The organism is Novipirellula caenicola (genome assembly GCF_039545035.1).
GTDB lineage: Bacteria > Planctomycetota > Planctomycetia > Pirellulales > Pirellulaceae > Novipirellula > Novipirellula caenicola.
Window position 1 is genome coordinate 840018 of the sequence record NZ_BAABRO010000001.1, and the last position, 21271, is coordinate 861288.

Sequence of the window (21271 nt, forward strand, 5' to 3'; positions counted from 1 at the left end):
CCCGATGCAAACTCGAAACGCGACAAAGATTCCGGATTTGTCGCCCCACACCATCCTAACTCGCACGACCCCAACATCACGTTCGCACAGCCTCGATGGTCATAACCGTTACGATCGATCAACTCTACCGGACAATACCCTGCCGGATCAATTATCGAATCGTTTTTACAGTAGTCGTTTTAGCCGTAATCAACAATTGAGCGTGACGTCCATCAAGACGGACATTGCGTTTTTACATCCTTCCATCCATCTGAAACCGCTCTAGGACTCGTTTTCGTTGTTACGTGAGTTCATCGCATCGTTGAGATTGGCGTTCGCACTGGTGTGCGTCGGCGTCAGCCTTATCCTCGGCGGTCAATGGCTGGGTCTCATCCCAGACGTTGACGCGGTCGAGATGCGTGCACGTCAACAGTATTGCGAATCGATCGCCATCAATGCGTCAGCCCACGTGCGTCGTCAACAATGGGTCGATTTAACCACGATCCTGCGAACACAGGTCGAGCGAAATGAAGACATCTTATCGATCGGTCTACGCAGCGATCTGGGAACGTTGCGATTGGACACCGGCCATCATCGTGAGATGTGGGCTCACTTCGAAGAAAACAATACGGATGGTGAAGGCGATCGTGTCGAAGGGATGCGTGTCCCGATCACGCTGAATCGGCGTCCGTGGGGCAATGTTGAATTCTGTTTCCGCAAACCGGAATCGACCGCGTGGGCTCCGCTTACCGAGCATTCGGTTTATCGTTTGGTCGGATTCTTTGTGATCGCAGGGCTTGCATCGTACACGTTGTTCGTCGCCAAGATCATGGGCGTGTTTCGCAAGACTCAGGTCGTTCCTGATCGGGTCCGCCGCGCCTTGGATACATTGGCCGAAGGATTGTTGGTGCTGGACGAGCATGGTCAAATCGTGCTCGCCAACCGCGCCTTTACCGAAACAATCGGGATCCCACTTGAGGACCTGGTCAAGCAGAAAGCGAGCGAGTTGTCGTGGACGGTCCCGCAAAGCAGCGAATCCGAAGCCGACGAAGCGGTGACCTATCCGTGGATTGCCGCGATCGATCAATCCGAACTTCAATCCGAACAGATGCTGCATTACCGTTTGGTCGACGGACGCAAACGCATTTTCTCGGTCAATGCCGCTCCGCTTGGTGGCGACGACAACCAACGTGGTGCCTTGGCAACGTTCCGTGATGTGACGCATGTCGAAGAACATCGCGAAGAACTCGAAAAGATGCTTGGCATGCTTCGCAGCAGCCGCGACGAGATCGAACGCAAAAACACCGAACTCGAAATCCTTGCCACTCAAGACGCATTGACTGGTTGTTTGAACCGACGTGCGTTCTTCGAGCGTTTTGACGCTCACTGGCGAACCGCCCACACCGACAACACACCGCTGTCGTGCATCATGGTCGACAATGACCACTTCAAGAGTGTCAACGACACGTACGGCCACCACATCGGTGACGAAGTACTTCGCCGTGTGTCCAAAGTGATTCGCGAACTGCACCAAGACCACGGCTTGGTTTGTCGGTACGGTGGTGAAGAGTTCTGTGTCGTGTTCCCGAACATGACGCTGCAGCAAGCGATCGAGGAAGCAGAGAAGACTCGCGAGGCCATCGCCGCAATTCGACTCGAAGACCCAGCCGAACTGACGTTAACCGCCAGTCTCGGGGTGTCGGAACTGCGTTTCAATCCGTCCGATCCTCAAGAATTGATCAATCAAGCGGACGCCTGTTTGTACGTCGCCAAACGCGAAGGTCGAAATCGCGTGATTGCGTACAACATGAACATGCAATCGATGGAAGACGCCGCGCAAAACCAAGCCGCTGCGAAACCGAAGCGATTGGACATCTCGTATCAAGCGGTGACCGCATTGATGTCAGCACTGTCTTATCGTGACGCGAAAACGGCCGAACACAGTCGCCGCGTTGCCCATTGGTGTTCACGCGCTGCCGCCAATGTCCTGGATCCCGCGAAAATCTATGTCCTTGAGATTGCCGCGTTGCTGCATGACATTGGCAAGGTGGGCGTTCCCGATAACATCTTGAACAAACCGGGAAGCTTGACCGAACAAGAGTGGGAATTCATGAGCCGGAACGATCGGATCGGCGTCGAAATCGTCACCAACACATTCAATTGCGATGAGTTGACCGCCATCATCTCGGCTCATCAAGCGATTCGGTTGCAAGGCCAACGATCACGCCCGCTTTCCGAATTGCAAACCATCGAGGACGAACAAGTTGCATGGTGTGCCAAACTGCTGACAGTCGCCGACAGCTATGACGCGATGATCTCAAACAGCGTCTACCGTGAGCAGAGTTCGCATGAAGAAGCGATCGCAGAGCTACGCCGGTGTGCGGGAACTCAATTCGATCCCGAAGTCGTCGAGCATTTTGCCAGCACGATCGACGAACGGGCACTTGCAGTCGCATCCGGCGCGTTCGCACTGGGCAAACAAGCTGCGATCCAAATCGGATTGAACGTGGAACGGCTCGCCGCCGCATTGAACCAACAAGATTTGCGGGCTCTACAGGAACACGCATCACTGTTGGCGATCACCGCCAGCAGCTGTGGTCTTGATTCGATCACCGAAGCGGCCAATCACATTTGTGACATCACGAACACCGAAGATTTGCAGTGGACCATGCTGCTGCGTGATACCAACGAACTGCTTGACACCGCTCGAGCGGCACAATCCGAATTCTTGCGTGATGCATTGGAGCTGGAAACGTCGCGAAGTTTCCAAGCGGACTAGCGTCGCGAAAAGACGTTCGAAATTTGCAGGGCAGGCCCCGCGCCGCTATCCACGGCGGGCCAACGAAATCGTGATTGGCGGGACGATGCGATTAGACGGTGTCGTCTTCCTCGTACTCTTCATACTCTTCTTCTTCGTACTCATCCGAATCATCATCGTCGTCGCTGGCGACGGAACCTTCGATGACATTGCCATCGCCTGGATCATCCCCCTCTTCGGGATCCAATCCTTGCATCTTCTGCCATGCTTCCATCGTCAACAACACTTCGCGTGACTTCGATCCGTTGTATTCGCCGACGATCTTGTCTTCGGCCATGAAATCGATCAGCCGAGCGGCACGACCATAGCCAATCCCAAGACATCGCTGCAGCAATGACAACGACCCACGGCCTTCGCGGATCACGACCTCGATCGCACTTTCGTACAACTCGTCGCGGTTCTTGATGTCACCGACTGCCCCCGCCTCTGCGTCGTCTCCGTCGTCGACTTTCAAGTTCATCAACTCGCCGACAAAATTCTGTTCGCCAAGACTGCAGTGATCGACGACGGCATCGATCTCTTCGTCCGACAAATAGGTACCTTGTCCACGAATCAAGGTGCTGGTTCCGGGCCACAAGAACAACATGTCACCGTTGCCAAGCAATTTGTCGGCACCGTTTTCGTCCAACACGACGCGGCTGTCGGTCTTACTTGCCACTTGGAAACTCAATCGCGCCGGCAAGTTACTCTTGATCAAACCGGTGATGACGTCCACGGTCGGTTTCTGCGTTGCTAGGATCAAGTGGATTCCCACCGCACGACTCTTTTGTGCCAAGCGGATGATATGCGTTTCCACATCTTTTCCGGCGGTCATCATCAAGTCCGCCATCTCGTCGGCGATGATCACGATGAACGGCAATTTATCCGGCACGCTATCGGTGTCTTCGGCATCCTCCATATCCAACCGACGCAGGATCTCTTCGCGGCCAAGATCGTTGTAGCTATTGATGTGACGCACGCCGGCTTTGGCTAATAGCGAATAACGCTCTTCCATCTTCTCGACCGCCCACGCCAAGATCGCTTCGGCCTTTTTCATGTCGGTGATCACCGGATGCATCAAGTGAGGCAGCCGACCATAGCCACTCAATTCCACCATCTTGGGGTCGATCATCAGCATGCGAACTTCGTCCGGCCGACACATCATCAGCACCGAAGTGATGATCGCATTCAAACAAACACTCTTACCCGTACCCGTACGACCTGCGATCAACAGGTGAGGCATTTTTTCGAGACCGACAACCATTGGATTGCCGGACACGTCTTTGCCCAAGAACACCGGGATGTTCATCTTCGAACGGCTCATGTCCGATTCTTCGATCACGTCACGCAGACGCACGACTTGTCGATTCTCATTGGGAACTTCAATCCCAACGGTGTTTTTCCCTGGGATGGGAGCGACAATACGAACGCTTGGCACCCGCAGACCGATCGCCAAGTCGTCCGCCAAACCGGTAATTTTGCTCAGCCGCAATCCCGCTTCGAGTTCGATTTCGTACTGCGCGATCACCGGTCCAGTTTCGATTTCGACGACGCGAATGTTGAATCCGAAATCCTTGAATGTGTCTTCCAGGATTTGAGCCTTGCGACGCACTTCGATCAGTTGTTCGTCATAACTGACGTCATCACTCTGTTCGAGCAATTCGATCGGCGGCAAACGATAATCCTCGGACCCGAACGGAGCCGCTTCTTGCACGTTGTCGTACAACTCTTGCTTGGCGTCGGCTTGCTGCTTTCGCTTGGGCACTTTGATTTTTGGGTTCGACATCGGATGTTTTTCATCCTGTCGAAGATGCAGCGTTTCATCGTCCACTTCGATATCGCGCACGACCGGTTCACGTTCATCGGTTTCGTCGTGGGATTCTTCCTGCTCGTGGGCGATGGGCGAATCGACGACCGAATCGTGCGAGGCTGCTACCGCGGAATCGCTTGCGGGCGTTTCCGGAGCATCCATCGTTGCCGTCTCTACAGCGCCGGACTCGGCAGATTCCGTTTCGCTGGTCGAGGCGATTTTGCGGCGGGACTTTTTGAACTTGATCTTCGGTTCGCGATTGGCCCAATCGTTTGCTTCTGCAACATTCGCATCCGCCGTGGTTTGTTCGGTCGCATTTGCTTTTCCAACCTCATCGCCTTCGATCTTGATGGGCTCTTCCAGATCGGTGAAGGCTTCTCGGCGACGTCGCACGGTGATCGGCATGACTTTGGCCGCGCGGCGCATGCCGCTTTTCGATACCATCGCTCCGCTGGCTAAGATTCGCTTTCCGGCATACAGCAGCGCGTAGTCGGTTGTCAGCAACAAACCAACCGCGATCACCGTCATTGACAAGATCCATGCGCCAGCGGGGGCGAAATGCTCGAGCAAAAACGTCGAGGTCATCGCACCTAGATAGCCACCGTTGCCCACGACCGGCATCTGCTCGAGCTTCATCGGCAACAAACCGCCCGCGGTAGCCACGCCGATCACGACAATGGTTCCGCCGAGTGATCGCAGCACCGGCGCGTTTAAATAGCCGCGGTACAACAGCGCCGTTGCCACCCCGCCGCCTGCGGCGATCACCAATCCCGCCGCCAATCCCAATGCGTCCAACAACGCGGCGGAAATGACCGCTCCCCAATAACCGCAAGCATTGGTCACGGTAGGGTTGGTCGGATAGACCGAATTGTTCGGAGCGTATAGAGCGCTGACGGGCCAGACCGGCATTTCGATCGGGTCCGCCGGGCTGCGGGTGATGATCGAAACGGTCGCAATCAAAGTCATCGCCACCAAAACGATAGCGACGACGTCACGAACTAGGTTCGTTTCGCGGTCTCCGTTTGCACCGTCGTTGGAAGCAGCACTTGCCATAAAACCAAACAGCATTGCAGCGACCGGCTCAGCACGCCCGAGGGCGATGATGGGAATCGGTCGCTAGCAAGGAATAAAAACCAAGCAGAACGTCATCCAGGATTATCGACCGCCGCTACAACCGAACTTTTGCGAACCAGCGCACAATTCCGGATAATCACGACAACCGGTAAACCGATTCCCCCATCGATCGAGCCAGCCCGGCGAGTGCGTTTTCGGGGGGCTCGATGCGAGATCAGGTGTCGCCAACGTCTAGAGAGGCATTTTGCGGTGCGCTGTGAGTGGCGACGAAACTCTTGACGGATTGTTGCTTGATTGAGCCGCTCGCGCGTCAACGGCCGGGTCCCACATGCGACTCGGTCCCTGCGGGCCCACGGCTTACCGTTGCGGTTCGCACCGCAACGGCCATCGCCTCTTGATAGCAAATAAGCAATTTATTTGCGATCGATCGAGGCAATCAATGCCTTTCGTTGCTTGTCGATGAATGTCAACATTTCTTCGATTCGGGGGCGAACCATTTCATCGTACTCTTCGGTGACGTCTTCGCGGTCCATGAAACTGTCGGGGTCTGGCAATTCAGCCGCGATCGTTTTGGGAACCTCGAATCCTCCCGCCTTGGCCGCTTCCATCAGGTAGGTCTGCGCCACGGCCAAATGACGAACACTTTGTCCCGCATCGTAGCGGTACTGAGCCACACGCGCTTCCATCTGTGCTTGCCGAATCTCCTTCTCGGCTTCTTTCAGCGATGCATGGGTCGGTTTGTCTTTCAGCGGTTTTTGCTCGATCTTCACATCCGCTTGATCAGGAGCGTCCGCTCGCATGACATGCGACTTGGCCATGCACAATTCACCCAGCGTGATGCAGTCGTGGATGTCTTGATCCGACGGAACGTCCTCGTCATTACGCAACGCGATGGCAAGTTCCTCGAGGCGGTCGCGACACGAGTTGATTCCGGCATGCCCATCGGTCATCGCTGCGGACCCAGCCATATCCAACCAAGCCGCGTTCTTTTCAAGCGAGTGAGCCAATTTTTCATTTTGCCCGGTGCCCACCAGCGAACGCGATTCTTCGAGACGATCGAGAGCGTCATAACACAGTGGCCAATACGTTGCCTTGGATACAACAAACCAGCCGCGGGTCTCATCAGGACGTTCGTCCAAGTCACGCTGGATCGCGCGTCCCTTTTCGTCGGTTTGAACCGTCTTCGTTTGTGCAGTCTTTGCCTCGCCCGTTTTCGTTTCAGCCTTCGCCACTGAAACACCGCCAAGCGATATTGCCGAAATGGAAACCGAGAGCAGCGCTCCCGAAAGAAAATTCATTGTGTGATTCATGACGAGATTCCAAGTTAGTAGGGAGAGTGTGTGAGCGGACCGTAAATTTCAAGGCAACTTGCAACAAGAAAACTCAAAGCCAACCTCGTTACTATTGCAAATTGATGATTGAATAACACAAAGAAAATCGCTTAGTTCCGACTGATTCCCCGAATACTCGCCAAAATTATCCATACGGGATTTTATAGGCGTCGTTGCCTTCTGCTATCCGAACCTCGCAGAGTCTCTGAGACGCCGTCATTGCGGACGGTTGTTACGCGCAGTCGTTGCGCTACCGAACGACAGCTGAATGGCAACGAAGGCGGCAGAGCAGCCTGTGAAGCGTTGCGGACGGGCGGCGAACGTGATTCAGTTCGACCGCGCCAGGATCGAATTCATCAAGGGTGGCGAGATACGGTCGGCGTACACCAATGCTTTGCCAGCAAGACTGAGGATCACCTCGCTTCGTCGCGACTCGATCGCCGCCAACGTTGCACGGGCGACCTTCTCGGGCGGCCAGCTGCCGATGCTTTTCGATTTGGCGGCCGCGTCCGAACCGATCAACGAGTCAAAAAACTCACTTCGCGTCGTGCTCGGACTGACCAATGTCACTTGAATGGAATTGCCATGGTGCGAGTCGCGAGCCAGTTCGGCGCGGATCGAATCGCTCAATCCATGAAGGGCAAATTTGCTTGCACAATACTCACTCTTGTCCGGCACGGCACGGTGTCCCAGCACGCTGCTGATGTTACAGATCACCGGGGCCCGACCTCGCCGCAGCATCGGGATCGCATCCCGCATCAATTCGGCGGGAGCAAAGAAATTGACTTCCATGATTTGCCGCAAGCGAGCTTCGTCGGCGTCCGCAAACGGGCCGATCGCACCGATCCCTGCATTGTTGACCAGTAGATCCAATCGACCGTCATCCACGTCGGCGGCCGCCGCCAAGATCTGCTCACGCACTCCGGCATCGGTCACGTCACCAACAACCGAAATGAAGCGACCGGTTCCGGTTCTCGCTGCGAGATCCGCCAACCGCTCGCCACGCCGTGCGACTCCCACGACGGTGGCGCCGCGATCGAGCAACAATTCGCACAAGCAGTGGCCAATGCCGCTGCTAGCACCAGTGACCACGGCGATTGAATCCTTGGGTTTCCAGCGCATTGATCCGCAAAACTTTCGTGGTGATTGCTGCGCTGCAGCTAGGAATTAGCGTGTTAGTCGTAGTAGCGGAAGTCGTCAAGACTTTCGTTGTTCAACTGGATGGACGAAACTTTTGAAGGGCGTATCGATTTAGTCGTACGATGGACTTCCTAGTCCGTCGAATCCACCATGGACGGACTCGGAAGTCCATCCTACATCCCTTGCCGCAGGAAACTTCACTAAATCAACAAGCCGTTGATGGCTTTCGCTGTTCAACTGGACGGACGAAAGTCTTGGCGACTTTCGCTACGAGTTCGAGCGGCGAGCTGATTAGGCGACTTCGCTTGACGAATCCGACAACGGTACCGATGGCAGGTCGATTGAGATCGAAGAGGCTTCGTCGTCCGTCGCCTGATCGTCTTTCGCTTTCGCAGGACGCTCGTCCATGTGCCGAATCGCCACGGCGTCGCGATGCACTGGCCCCATCGCTCCGGCAGGAACCCGGACGTGAATCGTCACCATTTCCTCGCCATACTTTCGCGACAACACTTCGCCTTTGGCCGCCAAATACGCCAGCAACTTACCATCGCTCGGCGCCACGTCGACTTCCAAATCAAAGAACTCGCGTCCCAGGGCCTCGCCCACCGCTTCGATCAGTGGAACCAAACCCGTGTTGCTCTTGGCACTGACCGGGATCGCATTGGGGTAACGATCGAGCACTCGGTTGAGCACCGCAGAGCTCTTGATCGCATCGATCTTGTTGAGCACCAGCAGCGTGTCTTTCTCTTCGATCTGAAGTTCCTCGAGCACACGATAGACCGCGCTGATCTGTTCGAACACCGTCGGGCTGCTGGCGTCGGCAACGTGCAACAACAAATCGGCTTGCCGCGTTTCTTCGAGCGTCGATTTGAAACTGGCGACCAACGAGTGAGGCAGATCACGAATGAACCCGACCGTGTCACTTAGCAGCACGGTTCCCCAACCGGGCAATTGCCAACGTCGTGTTCGCGTATCAAGCGTGGCAAACAATTTGTCGGCGGCGTGCACGTTGGCTGCGGTCAACGCGTTCATCAACGTGCTCTTGCCGGCATTGGTGTAACCGACCAACGAAACCGTCGGTGCCTCTTTACGCGCTTCGACCTGTTGTTCACGGCGACGCTCGACCTTGGACAGTTCTTCTTTCAGATCGTGAATGCGTTTCTGCGCCAAACGACGGTCGACTTCCAATTGCTTTTCACCCGGACCACGCATGCCGACGCCCATCGCTTGACGCGACAAGTGGGTCCACATCCGTTTCAGCCGTGGTAGCGAGTACTCGAGCTGAGCCAATTCGATCGCCAAACGAGCTTCGTACGTTCGGGCGCCAGCAGCAAAGATGTCGAGAATCAATTCGGTGCGGTCGATCACTTTGGCATCGATCGCCTTCTCGAGATTGCGGACTTGAGCGGGGTTCAGATCGTTGTCGAAAATGACCACGTCGGCGTCATGGCGTTCGACCATCAGCCGCAGCTCTTCGACTTTTCCCTTCCCCAAAAACGTGCCATGATTTGGACGCGTCAACCGCTGCATCAACTCATCGACGACTTCGGTTCCTGCGGTTGTGGCCAATCCGTAAAGTTCTTCCAGCGGGTCCGCCTCGACCGTTTGCTCGGGCAGGATCAGGCGGGCCAAGATGCTTCGCTCGGGCGAATCATCGCGAAGTTGGTGTTGTTCTCGCACGGTTTAGGGAGGTCCCTCCAATTGAAAGATTAAATCTGGGCGTCAGTGCCATTATAGTCAAAAAGTGTGTAACTGTGCACAGCAGTTCGGCGGGGCAAACGCAGCGGCGGTGCGGGAAAAAGTTCGGCGATTTCGCACCGTTTTTCCAAAGAAAATTCAGGGCTTCGCGTTTTTTTGGTTTCGGGAAACGTAATGTTCATCCGCTGTCACACAGACCGCCAGCCGCGTGGACAGGTTCGCAATTCGCGGCCGAGAATTGCCGTCCACCGTAGGTTGTTTTTGCGAGATAGGCTGCGAATCAGTCGAAGCATCTTTCACGGACGGGAAACCGATCACGGCGACCTTCTAGCGATCAAACGTCGACTTGGTACGGAGGATATGGTGGTAATGCTGAGCAAATCGATGCGACTCGTCGCGGACGTACTGCAGCAATCGCAGTGCAAACGCACTTTTGCTTAACCGCAGCGGTTCGGAATCACCGGGCCGAAAGATCTCTTCATCGCGTTTGGCCAGCGAGATCACTGTCGGTGGCGTGATGTCTTGATCACGGAACGCCGCCATCGCTGCATTGAGCTGTCCCTTGCCTCCGTCGATCAACAAGATGTCGGGAAACGATTCGCCGGAATCCGAAAGCTTGCGGAAACGCCGCGAGACCACTTCATAGATACTGCGAAAATCGTCGATGCCGTCCACGTCTTGGATGCGGAACCGGCGATAGCCTGGTTTGAATGGCAATCCGTCAATGAACTGCACCAAGCTGGCGACCGTTTCGCCGCCACCGAGATGAGCGATGTCGACCCCTTCGATGATCCGCGGCGTTTCCGCCAACCCCAGCACTTTGCGAAGTCCCGTCAGCCCCTTTTTCGGATCGATGTAAAAGACTTCGGGTTGAACGTGCGTATCGAGTTCACCGCGATCCTCGAGTTTCTCGAGCATGCGAATCTCGTCTCGCAGTACCGCGGCTCGCTCAAAATCCATCGCCTTGCTGGCCGCTTGCATCTCGTCGTGCATCTCTTTTAGCAACCGCTTCTTGCCGCCTTCCATAAACGTTTGCAATCGTTTGATGTCGCGGCGATATTCTTCTTTGCTGATACGAAAATTACACGGCGCGGTGCACTGGTTGATGCTGGCCAACAAACAGGGACGAAACCACTTCCAACGTTCCTCGGATTCACTGATGTCAAGCGTGCAGGTGCGAAAACGAAAGATTCGCTGCAGCACCTGAATCGCGCCCCGCAGCGCTCCAGCACTTGGAAACGGGCCATACAATTTGACGCCCTTTTCCTTGGGCTCGCGAGTGATCTCGACGCGAGGAAACTCGTCACGCGTGGTGATCATCAAATACGGAAACGACTTGTCGTCTTTGAGATCCTTGTTGTGCTTGGGTTGGATGTCCTTGACCAACCGGGCTTCCATCAACAACGCGTCGACTTCGGTTTCGCACTCGACAAAGTCGATGTCCGCGATCTCGCCGATCCAAGGTGCGGTCCGCTGATCTTCGGCCGCCGCTTTCAAAAAGTAGCTGCCCGCGCGACTTCGCAAATTCTTGGCCTTGCCAACATAGATCACCCGCGCCGCATCGTCTTTCATCAAATAAACGCCCGGTGACGTCGGGAACGTCTTGACCTTGGTTGCTGCATGGCTGAATCCAAGCGTCTCAACCAGCTCGTCTCCCGCCCCATCCGTCACTTTGTCTTCGCAGACCTTGTCAACCAATTCGTTGTTCTGGCCAGCTTTGTTTTTGGCTGCTTTGTTCTGGCTAGCTTTCTTTTTGGCAGGTTTCTTTTTAGGGTCATCCGGCATGGAGGGGCGATCCGTCAATTGCATCAATTCAGAGAAACAGGGGGACTTTGCCACACTTCTCCTTCGCACGAGTCGGCATTTCGATTGGCGAATGCAGCGACGCTTTGCGAGGGCAAGGTGGCGACGACATTATTCTAGCCAGACAACCCGATCTTGGCATTCCGCCGAATTTTCAGCCTCGCTTGCTGGCAACGCATCGCCTGCCCCCGTCCAGAGACGGCTGACGATTGCTAGTCAATTTCGCCAGCGCTGCAGTGGGATTTCCCTCGATATTTCCGGCAATGTGCTTAGCGAATCGCAGCGATGACTTTTTGCTTCAAGTCGTCTTTGATTTCCGATTTCTCAATTTCCGCGACGACTTTGGCCATCACGTCCTCTTGTTCGCCCGCCGCGTCTTGCATCGCATTAATTTTGCTTTTGATGTCCGCAGCGATCGCTTCCAGCGTAAACGGATTACCTCCGGGACCGTCCCCTGGCGACGCTTGTGCACCGGGACCGCCACCCCGACCATCTTCGTTCGGGGTTTCCCCGCCCGAACGCGACGCTTCGTTGACTCGGCGGCCGCCACCCCCATCCATGGTTTTCAGACGCACAGCAAGCTCTGCCACCAATTTCTCTGGAGTGTAGGCCACCTCTTTCAATCTCGCCTGGATTGCGTTTTCGCCCGACCCGCAGCCGGGCAACGACAACGAGACCAAACCAATGATGGCGAACGCAGTTAACACGGACTGAGTAAATACGGTTTGGATCATTCTGTTCCACATTGTGATAGTTATTTTGTGATTTTTCTGGACCGTGTGCATCACCGGCTTAGAAATTGTCGTTGTTGACAATCTCTTTTCCTGCTTTGGTACCTAACGCCCACCATGTTTCCATATCGATCGAATCAGTAATGAAACGAACCGAGCCATCCATCAGCGACATCTGTACTCCACCGGGATGGTCGCTTGACGCGGTGATCGCCGAGTCGCCTTCGTGGCAACGAATCGTGTCGCTGCTGTAGGCAGCAATGGAAATCGTGTTGGGCGTAAAGACATGTCCATAGACATGACGCTGCCAACCGTCGGTGTACAACCACGAATGCCCCTTGTACATGCTCCAAGGTTCCCAATTCTTGTAGCCGTTCAAGCCATCGGTGACGACTTGGTCGATGTAGGCATCGTAGGCTTCCACCAGTGCCGAATTCGTGTAATGCAAATTGCGGCGATCGTCCAACATTTTGCCGCTCCCATCATTGACGAGCGACTCGGCAATCGCAGCAGTATTGGACAAACCATCTAAGATATCGCGAAATCCAAAGTTGCGATTCGTGGTCGATCGCCAATAGTCACTATAAGGTCCTTTTTCGTTCATGCGGTTCATCGAAATGATCCCCGGCGACACCTTGATCGCGGCTCCTGTCGACTCCCATGGCATCAGCATGTTGCGACCATGACCAGCGTTGGCAAGGTAGCTAAAATTGGCCGTGATCCCACCTGTCGCGACCACCGAATTGGTTACCGATTCGGTCGGGCAAAGAAAAGTCGGTACCTGGACGCGGGCCACTTCCCCTAGCTTGCTGGTGTTATTGGCCAGCCCACTCCACGCGTTTCCTCTACCAGTGCTCTCAAACGGAATCGCCTCATAGATCGCGGTCTGCTCGACGTATGGCAACATCCCTGCATACCACGACAAATTGCCTGAACCACCGCCTGGCGAGTCATAGTCATCCGCCCCGCGATGCATGTGAATCGGCGTCTGATTAAACGCATCATGGTAATTGTGCATTGCTAACGTCAGTTGCTTGAGATGATTGCTGCACTGCATTCGCCGCGCTGCCTCTCGTGCCGCTTGCACGGCTGGCAACAACAGCCCTACAAGCACACCGATAATTGCAATCACCACTAAGAGTTCGACCAACGTGAAAGCGGCCCGTCGATCAGGTTCACGCCGCTTGGTTCGCTCAGACATTTCAGAGAGTCCTCGATCGGTTTCAAATTAAAGAACTAGGAAGTCGGCTGCATCGATCGCAGCGAGCGAGGGGAAGCGTAGATCAGTGATGCGAAGATTGCGTTAGGAACAATCGTGGCCTCGAAAGAATTACCGCGAGCCCCGAAGTGAGCGAAACCTAGCCCCCCTACGGCCCTCGCTAAGGCCACTCGAGTGCCCTAACCCACGCAAAATCTTCTACCTTTTCCGAGTGCTGCATCGCGGATTGTTGCTGCTCACCCCCATCAAAACAGCGGGCCGCTCGATCGCGATTCGCGTTCACCCCGTCCGAGGCAAACCGAGATCGGCTACATTGAGGGCAAAGACTTGGCTGCGGAACCCGACTCGGATTGGTCTTCACTGCAATGGCTCTCATGACCCCCTCGTCGCATCACTGGATTTCCCAGGGTCCCGACGGAGCTCTTTACCGGCATGGTGATCCCGCCACCGCAGGTCCTCCTCATCGGCGATTCGTGCTGAATGGCCCCGCGATCACCCCCGCCCGTCTTGATGCCATCGCCAACAACGTCCGCTTTATCGATCTGTTGCAGTCCCCGTATGTATGCCGCGTGATCGAAAACGGGCTTTCAAGAACGCCGCCGATTTTGGTGGCGGAATCGCTTCCAGCATTACGTTTGGCAACCGCGTCGCAGGATCTCAGCCTTGCCGAGGTCCTTACCATTGCGACCCAGCTCACCTCACTCGTGCTGCAAACCCATCATCTCGGTTTGTATCATCCCCACTTCACCGCCGAGAACATTGCCCTGCAGCGACCATCGGAAAGCTGGCAAATCCGATTGGACTATCTGGATCTCGCCATTGATGCCCGTCCGAGCCAGCCGACAGACGCTGCCGCGAACGACCCGCTCGATGCCGACCGAGCAGGACTGTACAGCGTACTGCGGTGCTTACTCAGCAACGCAGCCAAACGTGAGGATTCGTCCAAAGTCGCGTCCGCTGATTTGCATGCTCAGGCGATCGCCATTTTGAAATGGTTGGAAAACGAATCTGCCTCTGAACCTGAACCGCTGCTCAGGCTGCTTCAGCGAGCGGATTCGTATCGCTACGCCACCGTCGCAACCTCGGCCGATCTGGGAAACAGCCTGCCGCTTCAACCGCGTGAACCTGCCGCGGGCAATCCAGAAACCCAAATCACACGCGAGTCGAAATCCACTCGAGGAAACGACGCTGCGACGGCGGAATTGAACCCCGAGACCGATGGCGGTTCGATCCGCGAATCGTCGTTCACTTCCGCGACGCCAGCGCTTCAACGTGGTGATCGCTTGGGCCGGTTCTTGATCGGCGAAAAGATTGGGCAAGGCGGGATGGGAGCGGTGTTTGCCGGCACCGATTTGCTCGATCAATCTGCCGTGGCAATCAAAGTACTGAAAACAAATCGCGATGACTCAGCCCAAGCAATCCGCCGGTTTCGCAAAGAGGCAAGGGTCTTGGCGGATATTCAAAACGAGTTTGTCACTCGTTTGATTCACGTCGATCAGGAACGCGGCATCCATTATTTGGCGATGGAATACATCGATGGCATCGATTTAAAGAAATGGATGACCCGCCGCATCCGTGGCGAACGCATTGAGATCAGCGAACACGATGCGTTGTGCATCGTTGGCGATATCGCTCGGGCCCTTGCATGCGCGCACTCGCAAGGGATCGTGCATCGCGACATCAAACCAGAAAACGTGCTGCTACAGCGACGTGAATCGGACCTCAGCGACGATGACAATGACATCCAAAACTACCGCGTTAAACTTTCCGATTTCGGCATCGCCCGCCACATCGATCAATCCGAATCGATGGAGGTCACCGGCGACGGAGTGATGATCGGGACGCCGCTGTACATGTCGCCTGAACAGTGTCGCGGCAGCCACGAACTCGGTCCGCCCACCGACGTCTACTCGCTGGGAATCACCCTGTTTGAATTGCTGACCGGACAGGTGCCGTTTCAGTCGGATGATCGGATCAAATTGGCCACGATGCACCTGTACGACCGACCTCCGTCGGTGCAGCAGTTCAATCCGAAACTCTCGGACGCTTGCGCCAGCATCGTCAATCGTGCGTTGGCCAAGGAACCCGAAAAACGATTTGTCGATGCGTCGCAGTTCAGCCGCGAGATCGACCGCGTTCTAAGAGGCACTCCATCGGATATCGAAACGCATCCCAAAATGCCGGAGCATTGCGCTGACAAACGGTGGCAGAAAACCGAGCACTGGGAACTCATCAGCGATCCCGATGAACTATGGCCGTATGTTTCCAACACCGAACGACTCAATCGTGCCATCGGATTACCCGCCGTCACGTACCGCACCGAGTACGACGAACAACGTGGCATCCGTAAATTTGGATCCTTTCGTATCAGTGGGGTGCAGGTCGCGTGGGAAGAACATCCGTTTGAATGGATCGAAGCAAATCGCATGGGCATCTTGCGTGAATTTCAATCGGGCCCCTTCGTTTGGTTCATGAGCATCGTGACGATGGAACCGATTGCAGGCGGTGGCACGAAACTGAGCCATGAAATTCGCGTTCAACCTCGCAATCTGCTTGGCCGCGTGATGACGACCGTCGAAGCCGACTGGAAAGCGTTTCGCAATTTGAACCGTGTCTATTTGCGGATTGACAAATCGATTCAAAGTCGCAAACAAGGTCCGAAAATCGATCCGTTTGAATCCCCTCACTCCATTAGCACCGCTGATGCCGAGCGTTTGCAAAAACGACTTGATCGTTTGATCGATTCCGGCATCGATGCTGATTTGGCGAACGCGATCGGAGTCTATCTCAGCGAAGCTCCGCCCCAAACACTCGCTCAGATTCGTCCGATCAGCTTGGCACGGGAACTTGGTTTCGCTGCCGACGACACTGTCGACGCATGCTTGGTCGCCGCGTCGGTGGGGCTGCTGTCATTGCGGTGGGACGTTCTCTGTCCGACGTGCCGAGCGCCCGCGGCCACCCATCCGAATTTGTCGGCAATCCAAGACCATACTCACTGCGAAGCATGTCACGTCGCATTCCAATCCAACCGCGGCGATGCGATCGAGATGGTGTTTCGAGCCCATCCGGAAATCCGACGTGTTGATGACCAGAGCTATTGTATCGGCGGCCCCGAACATTCGCCGCACGTGGTCGCTCAGATTCGCATCGAAGCAGAGGAGATGTTTGAGCTCGAGTTACACCTAACCGAAGGCGATTACTTGCTTCGCGGCACGCGGCTTCCTCAAACCCAATCCATCCGAATCGAACAAGGACGCGGGGCAAGCGAATACACGACCAAACTGCTATCGCTCGGCCAATCGTCGCACATCCCTAAACTTCGCAGCGGCATCCAGCGAATCCAACTGATCAATGATGACACATCATTGCATGTGATCCGAATCGAACGAACGATCCCTCGCGACGATGTCGTCACGGCGGCCTCGGCATCGACGAATCAACGCTTTCGCAATCTGTTTCCCGATCAAGTTTTTGCCGATGACAACCCGATCACTGCCGAGCAGATGACGCTGTTGGCCACCACGATCCAAGACATCGAACCGCTTTACGCCAGCCTAGGCGATGCGGAGGTTTACAAGCGGGTGCACGAAATCCATCGGCGAATCGAACAGATCGTGCAGCTGCATCATGGCACGATTGCAAAAACGGTCGGCGAAAGCATGTTGGCGGCATTTGACCGCTGCGACCACGCCATCGCCGCGGCGCTGGAAGTCCAGCAATCGGAACAAAACCGAGAGCAATCGATTGGCATCGGCGTGCATGCCGGACGCACCTTGGTCGCGGTCGCCAATGATCGGCTCGACTATTTCGGCAGCACCGCACGCGCGGCGATGGCAATGCCCTCGATCGCTGGCGAAGACCTATTGCTGAGCGAAACCGTGTATGCCGATCCGCGGGTCATGCGTGAGTTCACCGCGATGCTGAGTCACGCGACCTACGAAAGTGTCTCGCTACCGGGATTGCCCCACCAACCGCTCGCCCGAATTCGCGGAAACGACAAGGGAATGGATCCAGTGAAACCGAAGCGGTGAATTCGGTGCGAGTGAATCGACTGGGATCTGGCGCTGGACAGCGAAAACGTTGGACGTGTCGTCGGATTGTGAGGGCAGTGCTCTACCGCCTGCTCACGCCAGCAGCTTACACATGATGTCATCGACATTAGGTAGCGGTACGGCGCGAGCCGTCCGGTTGCCGCGAATAAAACGTTCGGAATCGACCGAGCGGCTCACGCCGCTCCGCTACAAAAACCATCCGACTGGTGCCAAAGTCGATGGCATCCACCTAGCGACACTGGGGCTTGTCAATCATCGAATTGTCGTTCCCGAGCTAGACGTTCGTTCTCGGCGTCGATCTCGGCAATCTCTTGCAAGATTTCCTCTTGGGTTTTCACCTCCTTGGGTTGATTGACGGTGACTTCGTTCGAGCCACTGCAGCCAACCGTCGCGAACATGCAGCCTGCGAACGCGACGAGACATAATTGCCGGAAAGGTTTCACGTGTTTGCTTCCTGAATAAAAAGGGAGGGGGCGAGCATGAAAGAAGAGCAAATCGGCATTGGATTAAAACTCTTCGTCAATCGTTTCCTTCGCAGCTCGGCTGCCGAGCGCACCCCATAATCCATAAGGGCTTTTCGTTCCTGCGGCAGGACCGCCGGCCACTCCCACGGGACGCGAGTTCAAATTCCCCGTGTCGATGCTGGCGGTAACAAACTTCACCGCTCCATCGGCGACCAACACATGGCATCCTCCGGCGTGCCGGCTTGCCATCGTAAAGATTCCCCCGTTGCCGCTGGGGTTTGCGCCGCGTTGATAGCTCGGTGCGTTAGGTGGAAAGACGGTCGTCACGCCAGTGAAGATCGCGTCTCCGGCAACCCAATTGTTGCCTCGGGTTCGTCCCGAATCCGCATCGTAGGTCAAGTTGGTTGAGGCATCGTAGAACAGCGGTCGCTCAGGATCCACAAAACGGTCCCATCCGTTGGTTTTCGGATTATTGCGAGCCGCGGTATTGCCATGAGCACGATAGGCAACATCCGCTATCACTTCACGCGTCCCTTGCGACTTGACCATCTCTCCCATCGCAATCGTATTGCTTAGACCATCGAGGATGTCACGAAATCGAGTGTGTCGTTTGCTGATAAAAACGCCACGATGCTGTCCTCGATTGGATCCATTGTTCTTGTAATTGTTGATGTTCCAAAAACTGTCGCCCATCGAAAACCCGTAGTTAGTTTTCCCTTGCGGTGTGATCCCAACCGAACTTGGATCGCTGGGACACAACAGCGTGGGAATTTGGGTATTGAACGGCTGGTATTGATCGATCCAGTGCGGCGGGCCCATCGCTGGATAAGTGATCCCGGTCGCTGGATCGGTCCACGGATTCGAGATTTGATCCCACACCGCTTGCTGTTCCATAAACGGCGTCAAACCCGGAAACGCACTCTGACGCCCCTTGTTGGTCAACCCCGGCCCTCGCGTACCGCCTTTTTGCATCGGCAGGTTGTTGTAGGCGGAATGGTAATTGTGAAGTGCCAAGCCCAGCTGTTTGAAATTGTTGCTACAGCTCATCCGCCGCGCGGCTTCGCGTGCCGCTTGGACCGCAGGCAAAAGCAAGCCCACGAGGACTCCAATGATGGCGATCACAACGAGCAATTCCACTAACGTAAATGCCGTTTTGGCGCGTCTTGAATGTCTCATCGGAAAAGAACTCCTCGGAAAAGAAAAGAATCGTTTGCAATGAGATATCCGTATCGAACTCAGATCATTCCGGACAAAATATTAAAATTTGCGGATTTCTTTCCTGGAACGTGCGTCACTGAGCTTCCTGAGTTTCGCCGTGAAGCCCTCCGTCCCGAGCCGCAAACCGGCACAAAACTTCTAATTCGCTCCGTTTTTTGCCGGCACTTCGTCTTTCACAGGTGCTTCCGCAGCACGATCCCATGTTTTTCCATCAAATGGTCCGTGGTCTGTCGAAAATCCTGTGGCGAAAGAAGCTGATCAAAGATCACAATCTCACGGATCGCTCCAGAATAGAAATCCGACTGTTTGATGCGATTGCCTCCGATCGCCAACTGTGCCGCCGGCTTGATCGCAAACGCATGAGAAGCAGTGTCCAACAGTTCACCATTGCGATACAACTCGAAACGATCTTCGGCGACGCTGTACCGGTATCCCGCAACGTAGATTTGATCCGACAACAATGGATCGGCAGCCTTGAGAATGTCATGCCGTTTCGGCCTGTAAGAATAGACGCGTGATCGCAATTCGCCGTTGGCGTTGATATCGAGAACCAAATTAGGAAAACCGCCGATTGTCAGAATTTGTCCTCGGCCGCGTCGCTGCTCGGCATCGGCCATTTGCATCACGACCAATGCCGTGATTTCACTTCCAATCGACAACGGGGGTGTCACGAAGTATTCGGATTCTGCAAATTGCACCGCAGGATATTGCTTGTGACCACCGTGGTGTTGATCAGCGTGTCGGTCGAGGCTGTCATCGGCAGCAAGAAAACGAGGGCGTAAATCCGCATTGACCTGCCACGCATCAAGTTCGCGCGAGGGCTGAGCGACGTTCCGCCAAGCGGTGACGCGTTTGTCGGCATCCAACTGAACGCCTTGATTGGCATCAAACCAAAGCTTCGGCACATTGCCGTTCCACTGACTCGCAAGATCGCCGACGACCGATGGCGTCGGCGAAACAATGTCTCCCACCCGAATAAACTTGTCGGGCTGCGAACGTATCGAATGGAAGCTTTGATTCATCTCGGATCGCGTTGCCATAGTTCCGGTCAACCGCTGGGATACAGCATTCCCATCGAACTGCAACTCGACTTCGCCTTCGAACACGTGCGTTTCGGATGTCCCATCGCCCAGCACTTGCACGCCAAACTCGGTGCCATGATCGATTACGTGACTGGTCGGCGTTTGGATCGTAAACCCAACCGCAGACGGAGGGACCACGGCGGTCAGTTTGCCTTCGTTTAGAAACCCGCTATTGGCGGACACAATCTCAAGCTCCGCAGGTCCCTCCAACGAGACCGTTGCTCCGTTTGCAAACTCGAGCACCACCACCCCACGAGAAACACGAACGGATTGGCCTTCGACGAACAAGCTGCTTGGAATCAATTCCCAACGATCCGATTCAAACTCGCAATCAATGCGGCGAATCACCTTTGCCGCATACGTCGGCTCGTCGATCTGCCCCGACTGCTGGGGCAACGGCGTGTCCACTGCAGTCGTCGGAGTCGCCGCATGTCGATCACGACTCGGATCTCCGCCGCGGTCGCTCGCCAATCGGTAGAACGCTGTGACACCAATCAAGACAACGACGAACATGATCAACCCGTTTCTCCATTTGGATACCGCTCGGTTCCGCAACGCCGCTTGCTCGATCAACGTCGGCACCAACCATTCCATTTCGCTCACCGTGTCGACTTTGGTGGCGGAATCGGACTCGTTTGCAGCCCCAGCGACGGTGGGTTCCAAAATTTCATCCATCGTCGCCGCAGAGAGCCCACGATTCATTTGCAACAACATCGAATTCAGTTGGATCGACTCTGCGAATTCGGCAACCAATGCCTCGTCGCGGCTAAGCAGCTCGCTTAGCTGTCTTGCTTCCTCTACGGTGATGTCTCCGGCACACCAACGGCCAACGAGCGAGTCAAAGGTGCGACGATCTGATTTCGTTAGTTCCAT

At 55.3% G+C, this 21271-nt stretch carries 12 protein-coding genes; 2 read left to right on the forward strand and 10 right to left on the reverse strand.

What is annotated here, in order from left to right; translation table 11 throughout:
* Positions 1-277: 277 nt before the first annotated feature.
* Positions 278-2758, forward strand: a complete 2481-nt coding sequence (locus ABEA92_RS02800) for a diguanylate cyclase (protein WP_345682270.1) — start codon at positions 278-280, stop codon at positions 2756-2758.
* A gap of 91 nt (positions 2759-2849) precedes the next feature.
* Here the strand turns inward: ABEA92_RS02800 and ABEA92_RS02805 are convergent, their stop codons facing one another.
* From ABEA92_RS02805 to ABEA92_RS02835, 7 genes are all read right to left on the reverse strand, one after another.
* Complete coding sequence (locus ABEA92_RS02805) at positions 2850-5639, reverse strand: FtsK/SpoIIIE family DNA translocase (protein ID WP_345682271.1); 2790 nt, start codon at positions 5637-5639, stop codon at positions 2850-2852.
* Between the two features lie 434 nt (positions 5640-6073).
* A complete protein-coding gene (locus ABEA92_RS02810; protein ID WP_345682272.1) occupies positions 6074-6970 on the reverse strand; it encodes a plant Invertase/pectin methylesterase inhibitor family protein in 897 nt (298 codons plus the stop codon).
* 348 nt (positions 6971-7318) lie between these two features.
* Positions 7319-8113 carry an SDR family NAD(P)-dependent oxidoreductase gene (locus ABEA92_RS02815; protein WP_425572381.1) on the reverse strand — a complete coding sequence of 265 codons (795 nt, stop codon included), beginning with the start codon at positions 8111-8113 and terminating at the stop codon, positions 7319-7321.
* Between the two features lie 309 nt (positions 8114-8422).
* The gene (gene hflX / locus ABEA92_RS02820) at positions 8423-9811 is read right to left on the reverse strand and encodes a GTPase HflX (RefSeq protein WP_345682274.1); all 1389 of its coding nucleotides are present in this window, start codon (positions 9809-9811) and stop codon (positions 8423-8425) included.
* 345 nt (positions 9812-10156) lie between these two features.
* On the reverse strand, positions 10157-11614 hold the full coding sequence (locus tag ABEA92_RS02825; protein WP_345682534.1) for an excinuclease ABC subunit UvrC: 1458 nt from the start codon (positions 11612-11614) through the stop codon (positions 10157-10159).
* A gap of 287 nt (positions 11615-11901) precedes the next feature.
* Positions 11902-12366, reverse strand: a complete 465-nt coding sequence (locus ABEA92_RS02830) for a hypothetical protein (RefSeq protein ID WP_345682275.1) — start codon at positions 12364-12366, stop codon at positions 11902-11904.
* Positions 12367-12424: 58 nt separating this feature from the next.
* Positions 12425-13564: a DUF1559 family PulG-like putative transporter gene (locus ABEA92_RS02835; protein ID WP_345682276.1), complete on the reverse strand. Its 1140-nt coding sequence runs from the start codon at positions 13562-13564 to the stop codon at positions 12425-12427.
* Between the two features lie 383 nt (positions 13565-13947).
* Here ABEA92_RS02835 and ABEA92_RS02840 point away from each other — a divergent pair, with 383 nt between their 5' ends.
* The gene (locus ABEA92_RS02840; protein WP_345682277.1) at positions 13948-17613 is read left to right on the forward strand and encodes a protein kinase domain-containing protein; all 3666 of its coding nucleotides are present in this window, start codon (positions 13948-13950) and stop codon (positions 17611-17613) included.
* A 269-nt stretch (positions 17614-17882) separates the two neighbouring features.
* On the opposite strand, the gene ABEA92_RS02845 is transcribed toward ABEA92_RS02840, so the two are convergent.
* From ABEA92_RS02845 to ABEA92_RS02855, 3 genes are all read right to left on the reverse strand, one after another.
* Complete coding sequence (locus ABEA92_RS02845) at positions 17883-18077, reverse strand: hypothetical protein (protein ID WP_345682278.1); 195 nt, start codon at positions 18075-18077, stop codon at positions 17883-17885.
* A 63-nt stretch (positions 18078-18140) separates the two neighbouring features.
* Positions 18141-19274, reverse strand: a complete 1134-nt coding sequence (locus ABEA92_RS02850) for a DUF1559 family PulG-like putative transporter (RefSeq protein WP_345682279.1) — start codon at positions 19272-19274, stop codon at positions 18141-18143.
* Positions 19275-19489: 215 nt separating this feature from the next.
* Positions 19490-21271, reverse strand: a complete 1782-nt coding sequence (locus tag ABEA92_RS02855; RefSeq protein WP_345682280.1) for a LamG-like jellyroll fold domain-containing protein — start codon at positions 21269-21271, stop codon at positions 19490-19492.